21 protein-coding genes are annotated in these 25,211 nt (G+C 31.7%); 3 read left to right on the forward strand and 18 right to left on the reverse strand.

What is annotated here, in order from left to right:
- Positions 1-146: 146 nt before the first annotated feature.
- Together RCH18_RS00005 and RCH18_RS00010 are read right to left on the reverse strand one after the other, a co-directional pair.
- Positions 147-656: a gamma carbonic anhydrase family protein gene (locus RCH18_RS00005; protein WP_326934701.1), complete on the reverse strand. Its 510-nt coding sequence runs from the start codon at positions 654-656 to the stop codon at positions 147-149.
- 15 nt (positions 657-671) lie between these two features.
- Complete coding sequence (locus RCH18_RS00010) at positions 672-1,670, reverse strand: PorP/SprF family type IX secretion system membrane protein (RefSeq protein WP_326934702.1); 999 nt, start codon at positions 1,668-1,670, stop codon at positions 672-674.
- A gap of 166 nt (positions 1,671-1,836) precedes the next feature.
- Here RCH18_RS00010 and RCH18_RS00015 point away from each other — a divergent pair, with 166 nt between their 5' ends.
- Positions 1,837-2,736, forward strand: a complete 900-nt coding sequence (locus tag RCH18_RS00015) for a NifU family protein (protein WP_326934703.1) — start codon at positions 1,837-1,839, stop codon at positions 2,734-2,736.
- 200 nt (positions 2,737-2,936) lie between these two features.
- Entirely contained in the window at positions 2,937-3,776 is an 840-nt protein-coding gene (locus tag RCH18_RS00020; protein WP_326934704.1) for a mechanosensitive ion channel family protein, read from the forward strand.
- Between the two features lie 26 nt (positions 3,777-3,802).
- On the opposite strand, the gene tsaB is transcribed toward RCH18_RS00020, so the two are convergent.
- From tsaB to RCH18_RS00035, 3 genes are all read right to left on the reverse strand, one after another.
- Positions 3,803-4,474, reverse strand: coding sequence for a tRNA (adenosine(37)-N6)-threonylcarbamoyltransferase complex dimerization subunit type 1 TsaB (tsaB, locus tag RCH18_RS00025; RefSeq protein ID WP_326934705.1), 672 nt, complete (start codon positions 4,472-4,474; stop codon positions 3,803-3,805).
- An 83-nt stretch (positions 4,475-4,557) separates the two neighbouring features.
- Entirely contained in the window at positions 4,558-5,859 is a 1,302-nt protein-coding gene (locus tag RCH18_RS00030) for an efflux RND transporter periplasmic adaptor subunit (RefSeq protein WP_326934706.1), read from the reverse strand.
- 6 nt (positions 5,860-5,865) lie between these two features.
- Positions 5,866-7,236, reverse strand: coding sequence for a TolC family protein (locus RCH18_RS00035; protein ID WP_326934707.1), 1,371 nt, complete (start codon positions 7,234-7,236; stop codon positions 5,866-5,868).
- 194 nt (positions 7,237-7,430) lie between these two features.
- Between RCH18_RS00035 and RCH18_RS00040 the strand changes: the two genes are divergently transcribed.
- The gene (locus RCH18_RS00040) at positions 7,431-8,837 is read left to right on the forward strand and encodes a DUF4403 family protein (protein ID WP_326934708.1); all 1,407 of its coding nucleotides are present in this window, start codon (positions 7,431-7,433) and stop codon (positions 8,835-8,837) included.
- Between the two features lie 34 nt (positions 8,838-8,871).
- Here RCH18_RS00040 and RCH18_RS00045 read toward each other — a convergent pair whose 3' ends face one another.
- The 13 genes from RCH18_RS00045 to sov form a co-directional block, all read right to left on the reverse strand.
- Positions 8,872-9,039 carry a hypothetical protein gene (locus tag RCH18_RS00045; protein ID WP_442788130.1) on the reverse strand — a complete coding sequence of 56 codons (168 nt, stop codon included), beginning with the start codon at positions 9,037-9,039 and terminating at the stop codon, positions 8,872-8,874.
- Positions 9,040-9,109: 70 nt separating this feature from the next.
- Positions 9,110-9,652, reverse strand: coding sequence for a DUF420 domain-containing protein (locus tag RCH18_RS00050; protein ID WP_326934709.1), 543 nt, complete (start codon positions 9,650-9,652; stop codon positions 9,110-9,112).
- Positions 9,653-9,654: 2 nt separating this feature from the next.
- Positions 9,655-10,341: an SCO family protein gene (locus RCH18_RS00055; protein WP_326934710.1), complete on the reverse strand. Its 687-nt coding sequence runs from the start codon at positions 10,339-10,341 to the stop codon at positions 9,655-9,657.
- Positions 10,342-10,352: 11 nt separating this feature from the next.
- Complete coding sequence (locus RCH18_RS00060) at positions 10,353-10,994, reverse strand: hypothetical protein (protein WP_326934711.1); 642 nt, start codon at positions 10,992-10,994, stop codon at positions 10,353-10,355.
- Positions 10,995-11,164: 170 nt separating this feature from the next.
- Complete coding sequence (locus tag RCH18_RS00065; RefSeq protein WP_326934712.1) at positions 11,165-11,515, reverse strand: cytochrome C oxidase subunit IV family protein; 351 nt, start codon at positions 11,513-11,515, stop codon at positions 11,165-11,167.
- Positions 11,516-11,533: 18 nt separating this feature from the next.
- Positions 11,534-12,511, reverse strand: coding sequence for a cytochrome c oxidase subunit 3 (locus tag RCH18_RS00070; protein WP_326934713.1), 978 nt, complete (start codon positions 12,509-12,511; stop codon positions 11,534-11,536).
- A 42-nt stretch (positions 12,512-12,553) separates the two neighbouring features.
- Positions 12,554-13,141, reverse strand: coding sequence for a cytochrome c oxidase subunit 3 (locus tag RCH18_RS00075; protein ID WP_326934714.1), 588 nt, complete (start codon positions 13,139-13,141; stop codon positions 12,554-12,556).
- 2 nt (positions 13,142-13,143) lie between these two features.
- Entirely contained in the window at positions 13,144-14,046 is a 903-nt protein-coding gene (gene cyoE / locus RCH18_RS00080; protein WP_326934716.1) for a heme o synthase, read from the reverse strand.
- Positions 14,047-14,150: 104 nt separating this feature from the next.
- Entirely contained in the window at positions 14,151-16,280 is a 2,130-nt protein-coding gene (locus tag RCH18_RS00085) for a gliding motility protein RemB (protein WP_326934717.1), read from the reverse strand.
- A gap of 12 nt (positions 16,281-16,292) precedes the next feature.
- A complete protein-coding gene (deoC, locus tag RCH18_RS00090; protein WP_326934718.1) occupies positions 16,293-17,036 on the reverse strand; it encodes a deoxyribose-phosphate aldolase in 744 nt (247 codons plus the stop codon).
- A 143-nt stretch (positions 17,037-17,179) separates the two neighbouring features.
- A complete protein-coding gene (locus RCH18_RS00095) occupies positions 17,180-17,554 on the reverse strand; it encodes a VanZ family protein (RefSeq protein ID WP_326934719.1) in 375 nt (124 codons plus the stop codon).
- Positions 17,547-17,927, reverse strand: coding sequence for a glycine cleavage system protein GcvH (gene gcvH / locus RCH18_RS00100; RefSeq protein ID WP_326934720.1), 381 nt, complete (start codon positions 17,925-17,927; stop codon positions 17,547-17,549). The genes RCH18_RS00095 and gcvH overlap by 8 nt, the downstream gene beginning before the upstream one ends.
- Positions 17,928-18,024: 97 nt before the next feature.
- Positions 18,025-25,209 carry a T9SS outer membrane translocon Sov/SprA gene (gene sov, locus RCH18_RS00105; protein ID WP_326934721.1) on the reverse strand — a complete coding sequence of 2,395 codons (7,185 nt, stop codon included), beginning with the start codon at positions 25,207-25,209 and terminating at the stop codon, positions 18,025-18,027.
- Positions 25,210-25,211: the final 2 nt, after the last annotated feature.

Below are 25,211 nucleotides of genomic sequence, written 5' to 3' on the forward strand. Positions count from 1 at the left end.
TGAATTTTGGTCGAGGAGCAAGTACGAAAATTTTATCCATTCAGCAAAGGGGAAAAGAATTTATTTTCTTTTCTCTCTTTCTGTAAAAATTTAATATACTTGCAACTCTTTTCTCAAAAGTTGCATTTATAAGTTGAATTCAAGTTTTATTTAAACCAACTGGAATATAGAACGTAATTATTAGCAATACGATCTATTTCTCCAGCAAAATTGGATTGATCTATATCTTTAATTTTTTTTGCAGGAACACCAGCCCAAATGCTACCAGAAGTGACAATAGTATTTTGTGTTATAACAGCACCTGCTGCTATAATCGAGTTGCTTTCTATAATACAGTTGTCCATGACAATAGAACCCATACCTATAAGCACATTGTCATGTACTACGCAGCCATGTACAATTGCATTATGACCAATAGAAACATTGTTGCCTATAATAGTTGGATGTTTTTGATAAGTACAGTGAATGATTGCTCCATCTTGTATATTCACTTTATTCCCTATTCTAATAAAATTCACATCGCCTCTGATGACAGCATTAAACCATACACTACAATTAGCACCAAAAGTTACATCGCCTACAATTGTTGCATTTTCAGCTACATAACAATCTTCGGGAATAAGAGGCGTTTTACCATTAATAGATCTTATCAACATAAATTTTTATGGATGTTAATTAATTGCGGGACATTTACAATCGTATTTAGCACGTCTACAAGATAAATCGATTCCTAATGTTATTTGGTGATAGCCACCATTATCAAATTTAACTGCACCTGATAATTGTGAATAGGTATAGGCAAACATAAATTTATTATAATTAACACCTACTATAGGAGTTATATATTGTAAATTTTGAGTTGCAATTTTACCACCGTTTGTATATTCAGCACTATCAAAACTTCTTCGATACGATAATCCAGCCCAAATGCGCCCAAAATCAAGATTCTTGTATGCTTTTAGATTAATATCGATAGCCTTTTCTCTAGTTTTTTCGACCATTTGAAATAAGAGTGATGGCTCCCATAAAACTTTATCACTGTCTCCAAAAACGTATCCAGCACTTAATAAATATTTCCTTAAATTATCACTTTCATATTCAGTATAAATATTCCTTCTGGTTTCTATCACATTTTTAACAGTGGCGTGTGCATAAAAATCTAAAAAATTATAAGATGATCCAATATCAACATTAAAATAAGAATCTTTTTGAACAATTGTACCATTTATGATGCGATCATAGTCACCTGATAATAAAAACTCAGTTTCATCCAATTGACTTTGAATAAATCCAGCACTCATACCAAAAGATAATTGGTTTAAATCAATCTCATCCCGAGAAAACATTAAGTGATAAGCATAAGTAAATTTCACCCCTTTTTGAGAGTGATATCCATTTTTATCATTAAAAAGTATTATTCCTGCGCCTGTATTCTCACCTACTCTTGCATTGTAGCTAAGTGTTTGTAATTCTGGCGCATCGGACTGATCAAACCATTGTTTACGACCGGTAAGTCTAATCTTGTCACAATTGGCGGCTCCCGCCATCGATGGATGAATCAAATAATAATTATCTGACAAGTAATCAGAATATACGGGAATACCCTCCTGTGCGAAAGAAAAGAATGATATTAAGAATAGCAGTGCTAAAATTTTAAATTTTTGGTGCATCGAAATAATTTTAAGTAACCTATTGATTAATGATCATTTGAAAAAGTAACATTGCTAAAAAAAAATTTAACCTGATATTAAATAATAGTTAATTTATTCATTAAAAAAACAAATATAGTTATTCATCGAAAATAACTTTAGTAAATTTGTATAAATTTAAAAAAACATGAACAAAGTTACCATAAAAGAAACGCAAAACCCTACTATATTAAAGTTTGAATTTCAAGAGTTCATTACTCAAAATGAAAGTTTTGAATTTAAAAATATAGATGAAGCTAAAAATTCGCCATTAGCACAACAATTATTTTATTTACCTTTTGTAAAAACGATATATATCTCTGGAAATTTCATTGCGGTAGAAAAATATAGTATTGTTGAATGGGACGATGTTAAAGATGCAGTTGCAGAACAGATGGAAAAATTCCTAAATGACGGAGGAACTATTATTAAAGTTGATGAAAATAAAGCTAAAAAACAGCCTGTAACAGTATATGGTGAAACAACACCTAATCCATCAGCTTTGAAATTTGTAGTTAGTAAAATGCTAACAAAAACTCCAATTGAGTTTAAAAATATAGATCAAACTAAGGCTTCTCCATTAGCAAAAGAGCTTTTTAAATTCCCGTACGTTAAAGAGATTTTTATTGATGAAAATTATATTTCGGTTACAAAATATGAAATTAATGATTGGCAAGAAATAACCCTAGAATTGAGAAGTTTTATAAAACAATATATTGAAAACGGCGGTGAAGTTTTAGATGAAAATTATGTAGCTACTGAAACTGCTAAAGAAGAAATTAAGGCGAAAGAATTTGATAATTTAGATGTTACTTCACAGCAAATTATTAATATTTTAGAAGAATATGTAAAACCCGCTGTACAAGCTGATGGAGGAAATATTGCTTTTGAATCTTATGACGAGAATGAAAAAACGGTAAAAGTGATTTTACAAGGAGCTTGTAGTGGCTGTCCATCTTCAACATTTACACTGAAAAGCGGAATTGAAAATATGCTAAAAAGCATGTTGAACGATGAAAGTATAAAAGTTGAAGCAGTAAATGGTTAATTTCCATAATCCTAAAAAAATAGGTATTAAATCTTTATAAGATTTGATTTACCACCCAGGATTTTTTTTGCTAAATTAGAAATTAGCTGATTAAATTAGAATTAAAAAGAATAAGCATAGCTTAACCGTTTAAATAAAATTATTCTTTTACGGTATTAATAAAACCTTCTCCAGTGGGAAGGTTTTTTATTTAGAAAAAAATGAAAATTATTCCAGAACAAGTTACTGATTATGCAAGTCATTTCATAAAGGTGTTGATCGATTATTCACCAAGATTGATTTCAGCATTTCTAATTTTATTTGTAGGGCTTTATGCTATCCGTCTTATTAATAGATTTATCAGAAAGATAATGATTAAAAGAAATTTAGAGCCTACCTTAACTAAATTTTTAGCTGATCTTTTACTGTGGTCATTACGAGTTTTGTTATTTGTAACATTTATATCTAAGCTGGGTATTGAAACTTCATCATTTGTTGCTATTTTAGGAGCAATGGGCTTGGCAGTGGGTCTATCGCTTCAAGGCTCACTTTCTAATTTTGCAGGAGGTGTGCTCATCATCCTTTTTAAACCTTTTAAAGTAGGAGATTTTATTGAAGGCCAGGGAGTAAGTGGAACTGTTTGTGAAATTCAAATTTTTATAACTAAGTTGATTACCACAAATAATCAAACCGTTTTCATTCCAAATGGGTCTTTATCTAATGGCAATATAATTAATTATTCAATGGAGAAAATTAGAAGAGCGGATTTGACTATTGCAATTTCGTACGAAACGAATATTAAAGAAGCGAAGGATATTATTATTGCGGTTTTAAAAAATAATCCAAAAGTGTTGTTGACTCCAGCGCCCGATGTTTCTGTAAAAAGTTTGACCGATAGTTCTATACAATTAGCGGTTAGACCTTGGGCAAATCGCGAAGATTTTTGGGGTGTTTACGCGGATACCCTACAAAACTGTAAACAAGCTTTTGATAATGCCGGAATCATTATACAACCTTATGTAAAAGAATTTTCTAAAAAAAATGAGATAACTAATTCTTAGAACTGAAGCGAAAATTTAACTATCTATTATAATTGCTTTGGAGAACTGATCATAAAGTCCTTTAGATAATAAGGTTCAAAGTAAGCTACATCAACAATGTCGTTTACTTTGAATTTATTATAACTCAAAATACTCATTTCCTTTGCCGATGGATATTTACTATTTTCTAAAAATACAAAATTTGCATTATTGAGAACTAATTTACATTTTGTTGCGCAATCTCCAACAAAATATATTTTTTCTTTTATTTCCTCAAACGAATCCTCACTGATAATTTCAGCTTGCGTATCTCTTATTTTTTGTAACTGTGGACTAAAAATTGCGCTAAACACTTCCATTCTACGCGCATCAATCATAGGAATTATTATTCCATCGTTAATATCTATCTGAGAAGCTAAAACTTGTAAAGTATCAATTGCAATCAATGGAATTCCTAAGGCAAAGCAAAAACCTTTTGCCGCAGAAACTCCTATTCTTAAACCTGTATAGGATCCAGGACCTTGACTTACTGCAACAGCCACTAAATCATTTAAAGTAATTCCAGCTTCTGCAATAACTTCCTCTATAAAAACGTGTAGTCGTTCCGCATGGGAGTAGCCTTCATCTGCTATTTCTCTAAAAAAAAGTGTTTGACCTTTCTTTGCTAGCGAGACAGAACAATTTTTTGTGGCAGTTTCAATGTTTAGTATGTATTCCAATTTGCGATTTTATTATAAAATATAAATCACAATTATAAATAAATATTTATAATTGTGATTTACAAAAATACTATAATTTAAGATTATTTTTTGCTTTTGGCTTTGTCATTATCACTTTTAAGTGACACTTTATCTCCTGAATTTAAATCCTTAGTTACCGTTGAGTATGGACCAGTTATGACAACATCCCCTTTCTTGAGTCCAGTTAGGACTTCAATATTTGTATCATCCTGTATTCCAGTTTTAATAACGCGGATCTTTGCCTTATCTCCAACCTTTACAAATACACATTCAAATTTTTTATCACTTTTTGGCTTATCATTTTTATCATCATTCTCATCAACAACAACAACTCCTTTAACTGCTGTTGTATCTGATTTGATAACTACAGAACTAATTGGAACGGATAAAACATTGCTTTTTGTTTTTGTAATAATATCTACCGTTGCTGTCATTCCAGGTCTAAAAGGTGAATATGTATCTGCCCTTCCCTCTAATAAATCTTGATAGGACTCTTTAAGGATTCTAACTTTAACTTTAAAATTAGTGACTTGATCCGCAGTTAAAGCTGAACTTGCAGAATTAGATATACTAGTTACAGTTCCTTTAAATTGCTTTTTTAAATAGGCATCTACTTCAACATTAGCTTCATCACCTACTTTGATTTTTACGATATCATTTTCATTAACATCCACTTCAACTTCCATATTGTTTAAGTTGGCAACTCTTAGTATTTCGGTTCCAGTCATTTGCTGTGTTCCTAGCACTCGTTCTCCTAACTCTACATTTAGCATTGAAATGGTACCATCTGCAGGAGCGTAAATTGTTGTACGCCCTAGATTGTCCTTTGCTTCATTTACCGTAGCTGAGGCGCTTTCTACATTAAAATACGCATTTTGCTTGGCTGCTTTGGCCACTTCATAAGAACCAACTGATTTATCCCAATCTGCTTTTGAAATTATTCCTTTATCAAATAATGTTTTATTTCTATCATAATTCGATTTAGACTCTTTAAAAGAAGCATCGGCTTGACTTAAATTAGCTTTAGTCCCAGATAAATTTGAAAGTGAGCGATTGTAACCCGAGGTGTATAAATCAGGATTTATTTTAACTAATAAATCTCCCTTTTTCACAACTTGACCTTCTTTTACGTTTAAAGAAATAATTTCGCCAGATACTTCAGATGAAATTTTAACTTCAATTTCAGGTTGAATTTTTCCAGTGGCCGAAACTGTTTCTATAATTGTCATTGGGTTAACCTGCGCAACTTCAATTTCAGTACTATTGTCTTTGTTACCTATAACCCCAGTTTTAGAAAGTATTACTAAACCAGCGATAATTACTACTGCTACACCTATTAAAATATAAATTGTTTTCTTTGACATGATAAATTAGTTTTTGATAAGAGGAATTCCAAAATAGAATTCTAATATTTTGATTTTGAAAATGTAATCGTATTTGGTTCTAAGTACTTCAGATTGTGAATTAGTTAATAGCGTTTGAGACTGATTAAAATCAAAAGCATTCATTAAACCAACATCATATTTCTCTTTTGCGTAATCGTAAGCTCCTTGCCTCGCCTCCACTGCAATAACAGATGATTCATAAGCATTTAAAGCTCCTTTGGCATCGGCGAAAGCGGTAAAAACATTTCTTTGAAGATCTAAATCTTGTTGTTCAACGGCAATTTTTGATCTCTCCAAATTGACATTTGCACGATCCACATTATTTCTAATCGAAAAGCCATTAAAAATAGGAACTGACAATTGCACGCCAAAAGATTGTCCTTTATTATTGCTAAACTGATTGAAAAATGGTGCCGGACTTCTAACACCTATTAAATTACCCGTAGAATCAAATAACGGTCCATCAGCATAAGAAACACGACTATTAAACCCATAAAAACCTTGTAAAGTAGGTTGTAAAGCACCTTTTGCAATTGCAACATTTTTTTGAGAAATCTCTAAATTTGTTCTAGCAATTTTTAATTCTGTTCTCTCTTCTTTGGCCTTGTCTAAAATTGCGTTAGGAGTTTGATCTAAAATATTATTTTCATCCTTAACCATGATGTCATCGACTACATCAAAATTTTCAAATTCTTTCAGCTGTAATAGTTGTGCTAAACTCAGTTTGGAGATTAGAAGTGCATTTTCCGCAGCAATAATATTTTGATTGTTAGAGGCTAGTGTAGCCTTTATATCTAATAGATCTCCACGAGGAATTGATCCTGCTTTTACTAATGCTTCAGATCTTATAAATTGTTTTTGATTGATACTTAATTGTTGTTGTTGCACATTTAAATTTTCTTTATTAAATAGTACTTGTAAAAATGCATTGGCCACATTTAAGGCAACATCTTCTTGCATTTTTAATAACTGGTATTTAGCAGCTACAATAGAAAGATTAGCTCTTCGTAAAGTGTTTTGGTTTTGTAAACCGTTGTAGATATCCACTCCCACATTGGCACCAACAGAAGTAAACTGAGTGGTCTGATTTCTCAAAAGACCTGTTGTAATATCTTGGTTTAAACCAATATTCCAAGAATGAGAAGCACTTGCATTTAAGGAAGGAAGGAAATTACCAATGGCACCTTTTCTATCAATTACTGCAGTTTTAGTGTCTAATTCGGTTTGTTTGATGGAAATATTATTCTCTATTGCATAAGTTACACATTCTTGTAATGTCCACACTTTACTTTGAGCACGCGAACTAATAGAGAACGTTACGACGGTAATAAAACTAATAAAAATTCTTTTTTTCATATCATTTTGAATAAAAGTGCAGCATCACTGCAAAACAAATTTAACTTTTTCTAATAAAGATGCACGAAATATTACAAAATATTTTAAGCACAAATTAATTATAAAACTATTAGACTTTCTAAACAGGCATTTGTTACAAAAAATTTTAGAAAAAGAATTCTTTTGTTAATTTTACCAACTTAATTAATATCTCAATGGCAAAGCTAACAATCCAATCGCTAATTCTTACATTACTTTTTACAGTTATAAGTTGCAGCACGATCAATAAAATAGATGCTTTAAAACCAGAGCCTGATGATGCAACACCACTTATTTATGAAAGCAATCCGTCATTTATAAATATGCCTGTAAGTGTAAAACTAAAAGATATTGAAAATCAAACCAATTCACTTTTAAACGGGCTCATATATGAAGACAATAACATAGAAGATGATGATATTGAAATGAAAGTCTGGAAACTTGCACCCATAACTATAAACAACAAGACTGCTGAAAAGGGAAATAAAATCACAACCGTATTACCATTGAAGGCAACAGTAAAATATAGGGTTGGCACCAAGAAAATGGGAATTGAATTATACGATACAAGAGAATTTCAGCTCAACGGCCTTGTAACTTTAGTAAGTGATGTGACATTGATAAACTGGAATTTAGCCACTAAAACGGAACTCAAATCACTAAACTGGAATGAAAATCCAACTATGACTGTATTTGGCAAAAATATGCCTATAACCTATTTGATTAATCCAACTATAAAAATCTTTAAATCTAAAATAGAAAGTAAAATTGATGAGTCAATATCGAAGTCAATGGATTTTAAACCAAATGTACTAATGGCACTTGAAAAAATAAGTGCACCGCTTCGAATGAGTGAGGAATACAATACTTGGCTGCGAGTGACACCACTTGAAATTTATTCCACTAATGCCAGATTGAAAAATGATACTTTTATTTTAGAAATGGGAATGAAATGCACTATGGAAACCATTGTAGGCCAAAAACCAGAATCTAAATTTAATGGTTCAAAAATAATTGTCAAATCAGTGTCTAAAATTCCAGAAAATGTAATTGCCAATATTGTTGCTATTTCAAATTACAGTGAAGCTTCTAAAATTATGACTAAAAATTTTATTGGACAGGAATTTGGATCTGGATCTAAAAAAGTTAAAGTAGAAAAAGTTACGATTTGGCATAAAGCAGGAAAAATGATAATCGCATTAGATTTGTTGGGGTCTGTCAATGGAACAGTATATCTCTCTGGCTTTCCTAAATACAACAACCAAACTAAGGAAATTTATTTTGAGCAATTAGATTACGTTTTGAATACAAAAAATAAATTAATGCGCACCGCAAATTGGCTCGCCGAAAGTTTAATTTTAAAAAAAATAGAACAAAATTGTCGTTATTCGATACAACCTAATCTAGCAGAAGGTCAGAAAAATATGATGAGTTACCTAAAAAATTATTCTCCTATGAAAGGCGTTTTTATAAATGGAAAGATGAATGACATTCAATTTAAAAAATTTCAATTGACCAATCAAGCTATTATAGCATTTTTACAAATAGGAGGCGATGTTAAAGTTTCAGTTAATGGATTGTAATAATAATTGAATGCTTACTACTACTTCCCAAAATCTAACTTGCTTTATTTTTTTTCATTCTATAAACTGCAAAACCAATTCCAGCCACCAGTATATAAGGTATAACCATTAAATAAACAATACCATCATTGATTGCTTCGGCTTTTACGGTATTGCCCTCACTTGTCAGCGCGGCACGACACATTGCACATTGAGCATTCATTTGCACTGAAGACAGACTAAATAAAAGAAGCATCGTATACAATACAGACTTCTTAGTACTAATTTTGATTTTATTTTGCATAATAAGGAGATATCATTATAAATACAATTACACCAGTAACGGCAACATACAACCAAATAGGAAAAGTGATTCTAGCTATTTTTTTATGTTTGTCAAATGTTTTAGCTAATGCTCTAACATAAGTGATTAAAACCATTGGTATAATAATAATAGATAAGATTATATGTGTGATTAATATGAAAAAATAGATATACTTTATAGTTCCTTCACCACCAAATTTTGTTGAATCAGAAGTCATGTGATAAGCAACATACATAACTAGAAAGGCAACAGATAGAGCAATTGCCGTTGTCATTAAGCTTTGATGAGCTTTCTTTTTACCATTCTTAATTGCTACTACCGCTGCAACTAACAACAAAGCAGTAATGCCATTGGTTGTTGCATATATAGGGGGTAAAAACGTCAAAGGCTCTACATCAAACCCAAAATCTTTTAATTTGATTCCAAAAAGAATTGCGACTACAACAGGAATCAATATTGAAACTGCAATTATTAATTTATTATATTTTTGTTCTAATGATATGTTCTCCATTATTATTCCTTTAATAAAACATTAATGTCCTGTTGTAAGTTCCTTACTCCTATTTTGTCCAAACCATCATAATATAAAATAGGATTACCAAAATCGTCATTTCTACATCGAATGTTTCCCTCTTTATCAACTAATGCAAACAAACCAGAATGTTCAAATCCACCAGCCACTTTTTTATTTTCTCCCGCATAAAGATTAAAACCTTTATTAGCTAAATTGAAAATATACTCTTTATCTCCCGTCAAAAAATTCCAATTTGACGACTTAACACCCAGAAATTCAGCATGTTCTTTTAAAGCTTTAGGCGTATCATTTATAGGATCAATTGTGATTGACACAATACCAAAATTTGGATTCCCAAAGAAAGTCTTTTCTAAAATAAGCATGCTTTCATTCATCTTTGGACAAATTGTAGGACATTTTGTAAAGAAAAACTCTAAAACGTAAACCTTTCCTTTATACGTTTCATTAGTGATTGTTTTATTGTCTTGATTGATTAATTCAAAATTTGGAACAGCTCCAATTTTAACTAATTTAGCATCACCAGTTGGTTTAGGCGATACTCGATCTAATCTGTCGCCTTTAACGATACTACCATTTTGGAATCTTTCCACTATTTTAGGAATAGCATAAATACCAAAAAGCAATATTATAAATGAAATGCCTATGTAAGATTTATTTTTAAGCATGAGTTATGAAATTAAATTTTTCTACTTGCGTTATTATTTTTCTTAAATGCAGCACGATATTCATAAAGAATAATTTTAAAATCATCTTTCATTTCATTGCTAAGTTCAGCAGGGTGAAATGTGTTATAACCTTCTTTACTATCATTATCCTTTTTACGACCACGAAGATTTCTTTTTTTATCAATAATATAAATCTTTGACGTACCTATTTTGTCATCTAACTTTTCTACCAAACCTAATTGAAAGTAATATGTTTTGATATCTTCTGGCGGAGCAAAAACAAACTTCCATTGTGCCATATCAGTAAATGCTCCTAATGCTTCAATGACTTTTCTAGCGTCATCCTCAGTACCTATAGGACATAAATAAACAAACTGAACATCTCTAAATTTGTGATAGGTTTGATAAATCTTTTGATTTAAATTAAACAAGTTTCCTCTATTGTTTAAAAGATCGTATCCTGAAAAACCAATAATAGTAATTTTTCCATTTAAAGACACTTTATCACCATTCAATGATTTCCAATTGCCAAACTCAGCCGTATTCTCTTTTAATGTTGGTAGTTTTGTATATCCATTTACTCCTGATGCAAAAAATAGATAGGCAACAATAGGCAATACAAAAAGCACAAAAAGAACAATATTTTTTTTCATTTTTTATATTTTTCGAATTTGATTAATACTCTAAAAGCTAGTTAAAACGTATATCAAAAATTATTACCTAAAATGCTAATCCAATTTCTAATTGATACAGTACCGCAATTATAGTGTATAAAAAAAGGTACCCGCTAAAACAGATACCCTCTTTAAGAATTAATTATTAATTAAAAATTCCATGTAATACTAGAATTTTTAAAAACCTCATATATATAATGACCTTCGGTTAAAAGTATGAAGAGTAAATATAAAATCAGGAAAATAAGTGGGTAAACAACTGAACTTCTTAAAGTACTAGTTTCGCCTTCTATATGCATAAAAGCCCAAACAATATAGTACGCTTTATAAACAGTTAGTGCATAAAAGATCCAGTTAAGTAAATTCATACCTAAAAAATCAGTCATAAAAAGAAAATCTGGTTTGATAATACCCAAGAAAACTTCAATTATAGTAACAGCTGATAATATTGCAAAAACCTTCCAGATTCTACCTGTATTGGATACGTGTACGTGTGACATAATGATTAATATATAAAATTAAGCTAGATAAAAAACTGTAAATACAAAAACCCAAACTAAATCGACAAAGTGCCAATATAAACCCACTTTTTCTACCATCTCATAACTTCTTCTCTTTTCGTAAGTTCCAACAAGCACGTTAAAGAATATGATAATATTGATGATCACACCAGTGAAAACGTGAAAACCGTGAAAGCCCGTAATAAAGAAAAAGAAATTAGCAAATAATTTATTACCATATTCATTTCGAACAAGATTAGCACCTTCTATTACATAACGAGCCTCACCTAATCTTGCCTCTGACTCTGATCTTGAAAGAATTGTTTTTTTCTTTTCTTTAGTAACTACTTCAGTTCTAATTAATAATTCAGGATGCGCTTTAAAACCAGCTTGAATTTCTGAAACGGTGTAAGTTGCTAATGGTGCCTCGTCCATAAACCACATTCCCTTACTTCTAGTCAGTTGCTCACGATCCCCTTTTAAATCGGTGGCGAAATCGGCTAGCGCGACACGTTTACCATCTTTATCAACAAACTGTAGTAAGCCTCCACCTGTAGTTTCTATCGCTCCATACTCACCTTTGATAAAATTTTTCCACTCCCAAGCTTGAGAACCTACGAAAATCATACCACCAACAATAGTTAAGAACATATAAACAACAACCTTACTTTTTTTCATTTGATGCCCTGCGTCAACGGCTAAAACCATTGTTACAGATGAAAAAATTAAAATAAAGGTCATTAATGCAACATAATACATAGGAGCATCAACACCGTGAAAAAATGGAAAGTGTGTAAACACCTCATCAGCAATAGGCCATGTTTCGATAAACTTAAATCTGGAAAATCCATAAGCCGCAAGAAATCCCGAGAACGTTAAAGCATCAGATACGATAAAAAACCACATCATTAATTTGCCGTAATTTGCACCCATTGGCTCATTATTGCCACTCCAAATTCTTTCTCCACTATTAGCAGTAGTAACTGTCGATTCCATAAATGTTATTCGTTAAAAAGTCTACAAATTTACGTTTTTTTCTTATTTAAAGAAATATAAAAATAAAAACAAATAAACCCATAATATGTCTAAAAAGTGCCAGTACATTGCACCTAGTTCAATTCCAAGGGTTTGAGATGAATTGTATTTTTGTTTAAAATGATTATAAATTATTATTAAAAGCGCCAGCACGCCACCTGCAAGGTGAATTAAGTGTACTACGGTAACTACATATAAAAAAGTAGTTGTTATAGAACTTCCACTTCCCGTAAAGAAATAACCTTGATCTACTATTTGTCGAAATCCTAAGAATTGCAAAACCACAAATAAAATACCTAATGCTAATGTAGTTAAAAGAAAAAGAGTTGTCTTTCCTTGATCATCCTTCATTATGGCTTTTTTAGCCAAATGAAAAGTGGCACTACAGCCAATAATCGCTAATGTACTCCAATAAAAGGCAGTTGGCAGCTGAAAATCTTTCAACCAATCCACACGTGATTTACTCACTACAAAAGCACTTGTTAACCCTGCAAACATCATAGTCATACTAACCATTGAAAACAATAAAATCAATTTATATGATCTTGCTGTTCTAGATTTTTGCTCTTCTACTGTCATTGTCATCTCCATAACTATCTTAAAAATTTATCTATTATATAAACTAATTGCAATAATGTAATATATAAAACACTAACTAACATTAATGTTCGTGCCGCTTTTGGTGTTCTCAATTTATATAGATTAACTGCATAAAATAGCATCCATAAACCTAATAAAAACACAACAATTGCTGCGATTGGCGTTATAAACAAACGACCCGTATAACCTAACACTGGTAATAATGACGCTAAAATTAACCAGATCGTATAAAGTATAATTTGTAGTGCAGTTCCCTTATCCTTCTTACCTGTAGGTAACATAAAGAAACCTGCTTTTTCATAATCGTCATATAAAAACCAACCAATAGCCCAAAAGTGCGGAAACTGCCAAAAAAACTGAATTAAAAAGAGAGTTCCCGCTTCAATCCCAAACTCTCCAGTTGCAGCCACCCAACCCAACATAAATGGAATTGCTCCTGGAAAAGCACCTACAAATACGGACAGCGAAGTCATTGTTTTTAAAGGAGTGTAAATACTAGTATATAAAAAGATCGAAATCGCTCCAAACATTGCTGTTTTTGGATTGATCGTATATAATAATATGATTCCTGTGAGTGTTAAAAAACTTGCAACAAATAAAGCAACTGAGCCAGACATTCTACCAGTAGGAACAGGTCGGTTTTTAGTGCGATCCATTAATGCATCTAAATCCTTTTCTATAACTTGATTAAAGGCATTTGAAGCTCCTACCATACAGTAGCCACCAATTGCCAACTTTAATAACACGATCCAATTAAGCGATTGAAAATCATTTATGCCCAGCATAAATCCAGCAATTGAAGAAAAAACTACACTAACAGCAAGCCTAGCCTTAGTGATTTCGCGGAAATCAACATAAACCGATTTTAAGGAAAGTGTACTTTGTGTTGCGCTCAATGCTATTACTTATTTGCTTTATGAATTCTTTTGCAAAACTACGTCATCAAAAGCGATTTGACAAAAAACAATTCATAAAAAGGAATTAAAAACTGAAATAATCACTAATAATCAAAATACCAATTAAAAACATCAGATCGTAGCCCAATACTAAACCAATTTGTACTTCCCTTGAATATTGAAGTAGTATTTTCCTGTGGATCTAAGCTTCTATAAATAAAACTTCCATATATTTTAAGATTACTTGCTGGATTTATTAAATAGCCTCCTTGCAAATCAGCAATTAAAATAGAGGTTTTATTTCCTTGACCCGCTTTTACTCCCTCATTAAAGGCTCTTTTTTCATCATAATCTTTATAAATATTTCCACCATAATTGAATCCATTTTCTAATGTGTCAAAATCCAACCCACGTGTTCCCAATGTAACTTTTGCATCAGCAAAATAACGTCCCTTGTGATATCGAGAAATAATATTAAATTCTTTAAAATTTGCACCCCATTGATGTCCCATGCTTTGGTTATTATGTCCATAATTTGTAATAGGCATACTATGAGAATAAACATAAGGACGAACATAATTGTATTCTAATTGCAATAGTAGATTATCAATTTTAAATGCATCAAAATATTTGGCACCAAACTGATAGCCATATTTATTCTTCCAGTTATTAACGCCACTTTTAAAATCTTTTAATGAAAAATCATCTAATATAAATTGCCCGTAAAAATTGATGTAATTACTCCATTTATATTTGTACGTTAACCCTAAAATGGCGTTTCCACTTCTTGATGATGAGGCAAATTCTACTGAGCGATAAAAGACTATAGGATTTATAAAACTAGCATCGAAACCTCTATTATTAGAATTACTCCAAACAACCGATTCAAAAAATCCAAGATTCAATCTATTTGAAACGTTCCAGCTTAAATAATGATTTGCCATAAATTTTGTAGCATAAGTGCGCTCGAGAGTGGCATCGGGACTCACGTCTTTAAGCCACATGTAGGTATTCGTATATTTTATTTTCCAGAATTTTGTATTTATTTTAAAAAACGGGTACGGACTTGCACCATCACTTTCGAGAAGTGAACGATATCCGTCACCTATAAAATTTCTACCATATCCTAACTGTAAATCGATATGTTTGCTTGGCACAAAAGTCAGATTGGCTTCTGCTAGAGGAAAATCATAGGAATTAATTTTGAAGTTTTTTGCAATTCCCATTCCTGGAATAATCGCTGGATTACCTCCCGCGGGTTTAATAGCTTCCGCATAACGATTAAAGTAATCTGCAAAGCGCCCTTGACTTTCAAAAACAGTAGTAGTAAAATTTAGTTTTGCACCTAAACCCCCACGAAAATTAATAGCTCGTGTATTTACGTAGGTATAAGAAACTTCACTTTCAGCGGATTTACCAAGCTGTAAATCTAATATTGGATTGAGTGTAAACCAGTAATCTTCACCTTTAATTACCACTGTATTTTCATTCCATAACTTTCTTCCCCACCAGCTTGATACTCTTTTTTTTAAATTTTCATTAACTGATTTTAAATTATAGTATTTCGATACTTCAGTGTAAGTGTATGGTTTTGATGCCGTATGATTATTACTTCCCACCTGATTTAATGATTCGTCAAATTGAGAATAATAGCTATGTGAGAAAGGTATATTTAAATTGCTTTTAAATTCTGGATTATCATATTTTTTATAAACTATCCTATCTAATTCCGTTAAATTTTTAATGAGATTGGGTTTGAATTCGGCTTGCGCCAAAGTTTCCGCTTCAACAATCGCTTTTGATTTTAACGGAATATCAATTGTCATTGTAAACTTAACATAAGTAGGCCTTCCGTTGTAAGTAGCAGGTTGAATTTTAGGTATAATATTAAAAACCCTTTTTGTCTCAACTATTAGTTCTTCCCCTATAGCACCTACATAAATAACATTAAAAACACCAGCAGCATCTACTTCAAAAAGCACTTTAATTTGGGTTTTATAATTACTTCGCTTTAAGGAAATAGGAACTTCAAAATTTGTGAAAACAAAATCTTGAAGTTGGTTGTAAAAGCAATTCTCTAAGTCTGAAAATTGCAAAGTTTGACAATCAGAGAAAACAGGAAAACGCTCCTCTACGATAGCTGACTTTACGACAATGGGTTGTATTTCCTGAGGATACACAGAAAAAGAGTAAAGCAATATAAAAAATACTAAAACTCTTTTTTTTGTGTCCATTATCTAACTCATTTAATAACTGTTATTTGTATTTTTACCATTGGCTATTGCTAAAGCACCTGAAGTACCAATTCGTTTTACTCCCAATTCAATCATAGTAATTGCTTCCTCATAACTTCGCACGCCACCTGCAGCCTTTACAGGAAGAGGAGCTGCATTATCTAACATTATTTTTATTACAGGAATCGTTGCGCCATTTGGCAAATTATTTTGCGTTTTGTAAAAACCTGTTGATGATTTAATAAAAACTTTAGGGAAAAGCTCTTGTTCAAAATTAGAAACTACTACATTTTTAATTAGGCTACATAATTGAATAATTTCTTTCTCAGTAAGAGCTGCTACCTCGATAATCCACTTTACTACTTTACCATTTGATAAGCCTAAGGAAGTTCCTTTTACTATTTCTTCCTTTATTAAATCTATATTGCCGTTTTTAAATGCATTATAATTACATACAAAATCTAAGTCGTCTGCACCGCTTTCAATTGCTTGTGAGGCTTCTTTCAATTTATCTTCTATCGATGATTTTCCTTCTGGAAAGTCAATAACAGTTCCTATCTGTACAATAGAATTTGCCTCTTGAATCATTTTTCTAGCTAAAGCAACTCTATCAGGTCTGAGCATAATAAGCTTAAAATTTTGAGTGATTGCTTCTTTAATAAATTCTTGAGCTATCAAAATGTTTTCTTGCTCAGTAATTCCTGCCTGCTCCGCTGTTTTTAAATAGGTAGAATCTAGATATTGCTTAATGTTCACTGTTTTTATATTAGTTGTAGATGATGAAATTTTAAATGTCAAGGTACAAATTATCTCGAATCAATATTAAATAAAGTGATTAGAAATTTTATATAAATAAAAAAAGTCCCAATTATCATTTGGGACTTTCTATTGTTATTGTTTTACTTTCTTTTTAATAACCTATAAATTGATATAAGCACTATGGCTGAAGCAGTTCCTACTATGTTTGCTAAAACATCAAATAAATCTGATTGTCTTGTAATGGTAAATAAGCCTTGCGCTATTTCTATTCCAATTCCGAAAAGTAAAGAAAATAAAAATGAATAGATTAATGGTTTCCAATTCCCTTTAATGTTAGTTTCATTATTTAAAACTAAAAAGCAGAGAAAAGTTAATACAAAATGAAAAAAGGCGTGAACATATTTATCGATATTTGAAACACTGGCTAATGGAACATCGTTCAGTTGTACTAAACAAAAGAAACTAATAATACCGCTCCATATTAGGACTGCCCAAAAATAAAGCTTTTTATGCACCTATTAATTCATTATAAGATTCGCTAGAAAGCAAACTCTCCACTTCTTCCATATTTGAAATCTTTAATTTAATCATCCATCCAGCTCCATAAGGATCTGAATTGACACTTTCTGGAGTAGATTCAAGAGCATCATTGAAAGCTATAATCTCACCCGCTAAAGGCAAAAACAAATCAGAAACAGTTTTTACAGCTTCAACTGTACCAAAAACTTCATCTTTTTCTAGCGTTTGATCTAAAGTTTCTACTTCAACATATACAATATCACCTAATTCTTTTTGAGCAAAATCAGTGATTCCCACTGTTGCTATATCACCTTCAATACTCACCCACTCGTGATCTTTTGTGTACTTTAAATTTGCTGGTATGTTCATCTAAAATGTAATTGATTATTATTAATTGATTATTTATCGAAATTTTGTGTTACAAATGTAACAATCTTCTCTTCAAATCAGTCTGGAATTATAAAAATTAATTCCCAAAATTGTAACGTACTGTAAATCCAGAACGTATGTTGGTTAATGGAAAAGAAGTTGAAATAACTGCTTTGGAAAATGAATGATCATAATAAAATATTGCCGTCAGATTTTTGCTAAACGCGTAATCAGCTTTCAATTTTAATGACCAAATATTTTGTCCACCAGCTAATTGATTGTTATCATAATCTAAATATCGAACCACAGTTTGATTGTTTCTATACCCTAAATCAGCTGCTATATTAATATCACTTTTTATAATTCCTGTAGGACTATCAGCTAATCGAGATGAAAATATTATATCTTTCAATCGGTATCCTAAACCTACTATATATTCAACACCTTTTACTTCTGTTAATAAATTATTATCAAAGCTCATGGATAAGGCTCTGTCTTTTTTAATTTCGGTCAGCACTTTTAATGAACTTTTTAATTCAAAATCCATTCGAATCAGCGGACTAAATTGCTCGACTAAATTGATGTTAGACATTATTGTTTCATTGTTATAATTGTCACTTGCATCAAATCCGTTTGGTGCATTATCATATTTAAAATTAGATCGAAACGCATTTATCGTATAAGAAGCCCTATAATTGTGTTGTAACGAAAATCGCTTAAAATTTTGTTTGAAAACACCATAGCGCATTAATCCATTGTATTTTACTGCCCAGTTTGGAATGGGGAAATTTCTAAAAATTCCTAAAGATACAGCTGCTGCATCTCCTCCTGAATACGCTGCTAAAAACGCTGGTAGTAAAACGGCTTGGTTGTTTTTGCCATAACCTAACGGAAATCCTTCCGCATCTTTATTGATAGGATTATTAATATCAATTCCCCTTTCTATAGCTAATCTATTAGCCACGGTAAGACGGTTTGTTCTAAAATCATCAAAAGCAGCTGATCCATTTTCATCGCTTTTAGAAAATGAAGTTCTTATTAACACAGTAGAAATCGAGAAAATTCCAGTATTGTAGGGAGATCGTGAATTATATAATCCGTTAGTAACATCATATTGTTCAGAAAAATTCTCAGATAGCGCTCTATCAAGTGTTAAATCAATTTTTAAGTCTGGTAATAAATCAATATTTGCAGTAGCCTTAAATAATCTATTACTAACCTGACTGAAATTTTGATTAAAATCAGGATAATCTGTCAACCAACCATTTTTTGCTGCTTCAAAGCGAACATCATCTTGACTACCAAAAACAAATCCTAACGAAGGTCTAGATGATCCTAAGAACCCAATGCTAGGTGTATACCCTGGTAAAACTGTACCACTATTATATGTGTAATTAATTTGAACATTTTTAATGCTTGTAAGAATTCCAATTAATCCATCTTTGAATGGATTATCTTTTTGAATTCGAATAGGATTATTATTTACAATTTTTTCACCAGGTTTTGGCGCTATAACTCTTGCTCTTGGAAGTGCTTTAGTACTATTTTTGGATAAACCAAGATACTTATATAACATTTCCATATTTAAAGTGGCTGTCAAATTATTTGAACTTGCATTTTGAATAGTATTTCCTAAATTATAATCAGTTCCATCGATTTGTATTTGCGACAAAGCATTTGATGTGCGTTGCCAACTATAATCACCCGTGTAAGAATAATTAGCTTTTATAAAATTAAATAGTGGTATTTTATTAATAGGTATCTCATAATTTACTACTAGTTGCTGCATGTGCTGATTTGCATCTCCAATATCCCAATAATTATCCCAAATGGTGAAACTATCGATAGGTTCGTCATCCTCATTAAGATAATCTTTGATAATATTATTTGATGATGCTGTATAATTTAATTTTAGTGACTTTGTCAAATTATAGTTGAAACCATATTGATAATTAAAAGCAAAATTTCTACGATATAAAGGATCTAGACCTATTCCTTGTACTTCAACTTGTCTAAATTGCTGACGGTTATACTGCCTAATAATCGAAGTATTAAAACTAATATTTGAAGGCAAATAATTAAAATTGAAATCACTTAATAACTTCCAGTAATTACTTTTTTTCATCAATTTACTTTTCTTAAAAGGCTCAACAAGTTTAGATTGAAAAGTATAATTATAATCTACAGATGAATTTGCTTGCTGGTCAATGTAATCTTCGATTTCAAAGTCATGTCGTTGCACTTCGTTATATGATTGTGAAAAAGTAAAATTCTCAGGATCATAAACATGTTGCTTTTGTTCTGGTTGACGTTCTTTTCTGACCCCAATAAAATTAATACTGGTACGTTTTGTGTAATCAATCGCTCTATTTGTGATATTGTCTCTTTTAGCCTGATCAGTTGTGTTTTCAAGTAATTGTTTTAATTTAATATCTTGATTAAAAGGATCGTACTCTGGCGTAATTGTTTCTTCGCCTATTCCATAATTGAAAGGTAAATTTACTCCCCATTTTTGAGGTAGTAATTTCCCTAAATTTATGTTAGTTACAATGTTATACTGTTGTGTATCCTCGCGATTTCTCTCATTAGGACCTTGCTCTAATGCGCCAAAACCTATAGTGCTCTTTCTACCAGAAGCAGAAATAGTGGCTAAATCAGCTAAGTTTGTATCCACATTTAGCACTGCTGCTGTTCCACCTTGATTATCCATATCAGCTAAACGCAACTCATTAAACCAAACTTCTCCCTTAATATCATTACGAATATCACTATTTTTAACTCCTACCATCAGCGTACGCACTAAGCCAAAATTAGGATTTCCTTTAATTCCTAGTTTCAACGTATTACTACCATCACCTTCTGGTTTATCAGGGTCCAGATCAGGATAATAAATACCATCAGGAGGCAACTTCGTAGGATCAATACTCATCGCTAATATTTTAAGTTTGGTCAATAATGCAAGTGATAGATCAATTTCATTTTCTTTTGGCCATACCGCCTCTGCGCTTAAAGGACTACAATCAGAATTAGGACCAGATGAAGCTACGGTAACTTTCAGAGGTATTTCTATTTGATAGAAATTTTGTGTAAAATCATTTCCAAAACGTATAAATCCCACCATTTGATCATCACTAAGAGCTATTTCACCAGGTAAAGATTCAGCATGCAAAAACATTTTCAGTTTCTTGAATTGACGCATATCAATACTAACATTTTTAAAAACAGCTCTAGAATCTTGAGATTCTAAACCGTTATCTCCAGATATTCTTAAAGCAAGCGATTGTTCATTTTGATTTATAATTGTGTTACTATTAAATAATTGTTCACGTTCCACTCCTGGTGGGGTCACATAATTTATGGGACATCTTTCATTATTTTCCTGAATGTTCACAGCTAAAACATCTAAACTAGTTTTGTCATCATCTACATTAGTATCACTAAAATCGAGTGTGTTAAGATATCTTCTCCATTCGCCACGAACTAAATCTAAAGCCCCAAAACGAACTGTAACTTCCGAGTTAAAACCTGTCATGAACAGTCTCATAAAACGTATCGACTTAAAATCAGTAATATTCCCTATTGTATTTTCAGGTTGAGAAACTGGGATTTTAAATTGAATCCAGCGAGCCTCTGTGCTGGACCCATTTGGTAAAGTAACTTGGGTATTTCGAACGTCAGTAATATAATTTTGTCCAATATTCATATTTGGCTTAATGTCAATACTATATTCATAATAAGCATTGATGGTGTTCATTGTATTATCCCTATTTATATCTTCAACATCAGGCAAAGTTGTTGACCCTCGATTAGGATCTGTGATACTTACTGCTGAATTTCCGTCAGTACCATTATATTGTTTATATCGATCTAAAATTCCGCCATTCGCATTTAAATAAAATCTGTAATCATCAGCAGCAGGATCAGGTTCTGAGGCATAATTAGTGTAAACAGAACCTTCATTATCGTTTGATAATCCATCTAAACCTATATCCTGATTAGCTCTATTATTTGCATTATTATCAAAAGCATAAATTAGCGATTGCGATGCAGGAACATCACCCCATAACGGTCTTGGATTCGTTAAAATTTGGTCCGGACCAAGGCCATTTTCATATTGCTTACGCCCATCCTTTAAAACATCCTCTGAAATTTCACCTAGATTAAAATAGATTTTACCTGTATTAGCTTTTGCAGACTGACCATTTCCCACATACGGATCTAAAACCCAAAATTGAATATACTCGACATTTCCTTGCTCAAAATTTGTAGCATTTAAAGAACGCATAATTCCTCCAAAATTTTCATTTGGATTTATATTTACATTTGGATTATTATTATACGCACCTCTTTCTGACGGGTAATATGTCAAATCCAATGTATTTACAACCTGTGTTTGTCCTTGTACAATATCAGTATTAGGATACAATTCTTTACTAAATATTCTTCTCGTTTTATTAGATGATACATCTTCATCAGAAATTCCAGCAGGTTTTTGAATATAAAAAATAGGATCTATTGAATACCAAGATAACTTGGCTCTCTTGAAACCATAGCTTAAGTCATTAGCGGATGCATTGAAGTTGTAAGTGCTAGAAATAGTTCTCGCTGGCGTTGATGCTAAACTCCACGAGTAGGAAGAGCGCATGTCTATAGTAGATTGTGAACCTTCAAAATCGTCAACATAAATAGTGGATTCCCCTTGAAATTGATCTGCTTTTGGAGTGTCTGGTTTTAAGAAAGCAATCTCGCCACGCACAGAAAGATTAGATGGGACATCCGTATCAATATTTGGTAATTTATTAACTAATCGGGTTAGAAAAGGTATTTCTTTAGCAAAATTAGTATTGAATCCAAAAATAGTATTATTAACAGATTCTTGTCCAAAACTTGATTTTTGCGTAAACGGTCTTTCTGTCATTTTTAAAAATGTACCACCTACAACAAAATTCTCTGAAATTTTAGTTTCAATATTCAAACCCATAAATCTTCTGGTTTGTTGACCAAAAATTGAATTGTTTTCTAATGAAACTTCAATAGGTGTATTTGACGCTTGAAGCGAGGGATCTAAAATTTGGACACGCCCTAATTGATAATTTACACTATAATCTAATCCTTCTACTAATAGTCTTCCAGCTGCTGTTACTACAACTGATCCTTGTGGCACATTAAAAGCACCAATAGGTATTCCATCTCCACCACTAGATTTATATTTACCTCTTAATAAAAATTTATTTTTTTCACTATTTTGTAATGCCCCAGCTTGAGTGTTGCTATACATACTACGAAATACATATTTTTTCTGATTTTCGTTATATGTGTTTGCAGTACGATAATCTTCACCTGATCCCTTATTGGATAATTTCGAAAATAAATGTTCACCAAAAGGTTCCTTAGTTGTAAAAACGATTCTTCCGTTTTGGGCATCAATTGTTAGTCCTGGTAGAAAGTCAAAAAATCCATCTCCTCCATCTTGAGGATCATTATTATAATTCAATCTATCTAAATTAAATACTTTCAATAAAGGAGTTTCAGCAACCTTATTTTCGGCATTTTCTTTAGGCGTTTTTGATGGGTCAGGTCCCGGAAATGGCACAGGATTTCCTGCAACATCTTTAGCTTCTGTAATATAATTTAGCGGTGAAGGATCTGTATAAAGAATATTAAATCTAAAATCCTGCTGCTGCAATTGGTATCCACCCTGAATTTGATAAATGTTTTTCATCATCAAATTCCACACTGGATTTTTGACATTTGTCAAATTACTTTTTAACATTTTCAAAATTAAACTTTGCGAAATAATTGCGGTAGTTGCAGGTGAATTTCCAGTTACAATTGTTGCATCTACACCATCATTTCCAAACTCACCTACTTGATACACTTTATCACCTATCGTGTATTGGTAGGCAACTGCCAGCACTTCATCATTAGCTAATCTTTGTTGTAAAGAGATATATCCTAACTGCGCATTAAACGTATATTCATTTGGATTAAGTTTCCGCGCATTTTCTAATTTAGAATAATCCTGACCTTCGATTACTGTAAAATTAAAACCTGAATTAGCCGTTACAATTTCACGAATATTAGGATTTAGCAATCCTGTACCTTTATCTATTTGTGCTGGATCAAAATCATTATTTGAGTTATCCGCGGGAGAGTCTAATGGATTATTAAAAATACCAGTTGATGGATCTAAGACTACAATTTCATTGTCAACAATACCAGAAAGTTGTGCTTCACCTAAATCTTGAAGCGCAATAATGTTTCTTAAGTTATTATTAGTAGTAGTTATTCTATTTTGTTTATTAGTTACCCAAATTTCAATTCGTGATATTTGAACACGACTATCAATAAAGGGATAGTTTGCTAATGATTTATCATATTTATTTCTAAAATACTGTGATAAGAAGAAATGCCTATCGCTATCATAATCTAAAGCGAACATTTCAAAATTTTCGATAGTTCCGCCACCTTGTGCAATGACGCTTTTAGTTTGTGATTTTTGCTCAGAGAATACGCCAGTAATGGTCGTTTTACCAAATTGTAGCTTCGTTTTTACACCAAATAAACTTTGAGCTCCTCTAATTAATGAACTGTTTAGTGGCATACTAACATTACCCACTTCAATTTTTTGAATGATATCATCATCAGACGGCGTATAATCGAGTTTTATTAAATTTTGAAAAGCAAATGTAGACTGGGTATCATAATTTGCATTAACGTTAAGTCGTGTACCTACTTTACCCATCAAGCTCATACTAATTCTTTGATCAAAATCAAATGAAATATTAGAGCGATTTCGAGGTGAAAAAGAGGGGTTGTCTTGTTTAGTGTATCGCATACCTAAATCTAATTCAACAGATCCAGTTGGTTTTACATCGATGGTATTACTTCCAAAAATGGATTCGAAAAGTCCTGATTTTATGTAATATCGTGGTAACAAATCTTTTTTTGCTAGTTCACTTCCTTCCTTAAGTCCATCTAAAGCATCGACTTTTTTCTTAAAATAATCGCGCATTGATTCTTTTAAAACCAGTCGTTCATATTCTTTGGGTGTTAAAATAATGGGATAATTTATTGAAAATCCATCCACGGAATTAGTGTAGATATAACGATTAGTTATAGGATCGTATGTATAAGCAGAGAGAATACTTGGCGGATTCTTTAATTGGAGTTTACCTACTGCAAAACCCTTTTGAATTGTATCTTGAGCAACTTGATCTACCTGCCCAAATGATAAAAAACTATAAAGTAGGACAGCTAAAAAAATACAAATTTTATACATAG

Source organism: Flavobacterium sp. PL11 (assembly GCF_035985025.1).
GTDB lineage: Bacteria > Bacteroidota > Bacteroidia > Flavobacteriales > Flavobacteriaceae > Flavobacterium.

What these genes read in the sequence shown, in the direction of transcription:
- RCH18_RS00060 (WP_326934711.1), bottom strand. Translation starts at nt 10,994, where the DNA reads ATGAAAAAAAATATTGTTCTTTTTGTGCTTTTTGTATTGCCTATTGTT.
- RCH18_RS00075 (WP_326934714.1), bottom strand. Translation starts at nt 13,141, where the DNA reads ATGGAGATGACAATGACAGTAGAAGAGCAAAAATCTAGAACAGCAAGA.
- gcvH (WP_326934720.1), bottom strand. Translation starts at nt 17,927, where the DNA reads ATGAACATACCAGCAAATTTAAAGTACACAAAAGATCACGAGTGGGTG.
- RCH18_RS00065 (WP_326934712.1), bottom strand. Translation starts at nt 11,515, where the DNA reads ATGTCACACGTACACGTATCCAATACAGGTAGAATCTGGAAGGTTTTT.
- RCH18_RS00040 (WP_326934708.1), top strand. Translation starts at nt 7,431, where the DNA reads ATGGCAAAGCTAACAATCCAATCGCTAATTCTTACATTACTTTTTACA.
- RCH18_RS00085 (WP_326934717.1), bottom strand. Translation starts at nt 16,280, where the DNA reads ATGGACACAAAAAAAAGAGTTTTAGTATTTTTTATATTGCTTTACTCT.
- RCH18_RS00055 (WP_326934710.1), bottom strand. Translation starts at nt 10,341, where the DNA reads ATGCTTAAAAATAAATCTTACATAGGCATTTCATTTATAATATTGCTT.
- RCH18_RS00020 (WP_326934704.1), top strand. Translation starts at nt 2,937, where the DNA reads ATGAAAATTATTCCAGAACAAGTTACTGATTATGCAAGTCATTTCATA.
- RCH18_RS00010 (WP_326934702.1), bottom strand. Translation starts at nt 1,670, where the DNA reads ATGCACCAAAAATTTAAAATTTTAGCACTGCTATTCTTAATATCATTC.
- RCH18_RS00030 (WP_326934706.1), bottom strand. Translation starts at nt 5,859, where the DNA reads ATGTCAAAGAAAACAATTTATATTTTAATAGGTGTAGCAGTAGTAATT.
- RCH18_RS00045 (WP_442788130.1), bottom strand. Translation starts at nt 9,039, where the DNA reads ATGAATGCTCAATGTGCAATGTGTCGTGCCGCGCTGACAAGTGAGGGC.
- RCH18_RS00015 (WP_326934703.1), top strand. Translation starts at nt 1,837, where the DNA reads ATGAACAAAGTTACCATAAAAGAAACGCAAAACCCTACTATATTAAAG.
- RCH18_RS00050 (WP_326934709.1), bottom strand. Translation starts at nt 9,652, where the DNA reads ATGGAGAACATATCATTAGAACAAAAATATAATAAATTAATAATTGCA.
- sov (WP_326934721.1), bottom strand. Translation starts at nt 25,209, where the DNA reads ATGTATAAAATTTGTATTTTTTTAGCTGTCCTACTTTATAGTTTTTTA.
- RCH18_RS00070 (WP_326934713.1), bottom strand. Translation starts at nt 12,511, where the DNA reads ATGGAATCGACAGTTACTACTGCTAATAGTGGAGAAAGAATTTGGAGT.
- RCH18_RS00005 (WP_326934701.1), bottom strand. Translation starts at nt 656, where the DNA reads ATGTTGATAAGATCTATTAATGGTAAAACGCCTCTTATTCCCGAAGAT.
- RCH18_RS00035 (WP_326934707.1), bottom strand. Translation starts at nt 7,236, where the DNA reads ATGAAAAAAAGAATTTTTATTAGTTTTATTACCGTCGTAACGTTCTCT.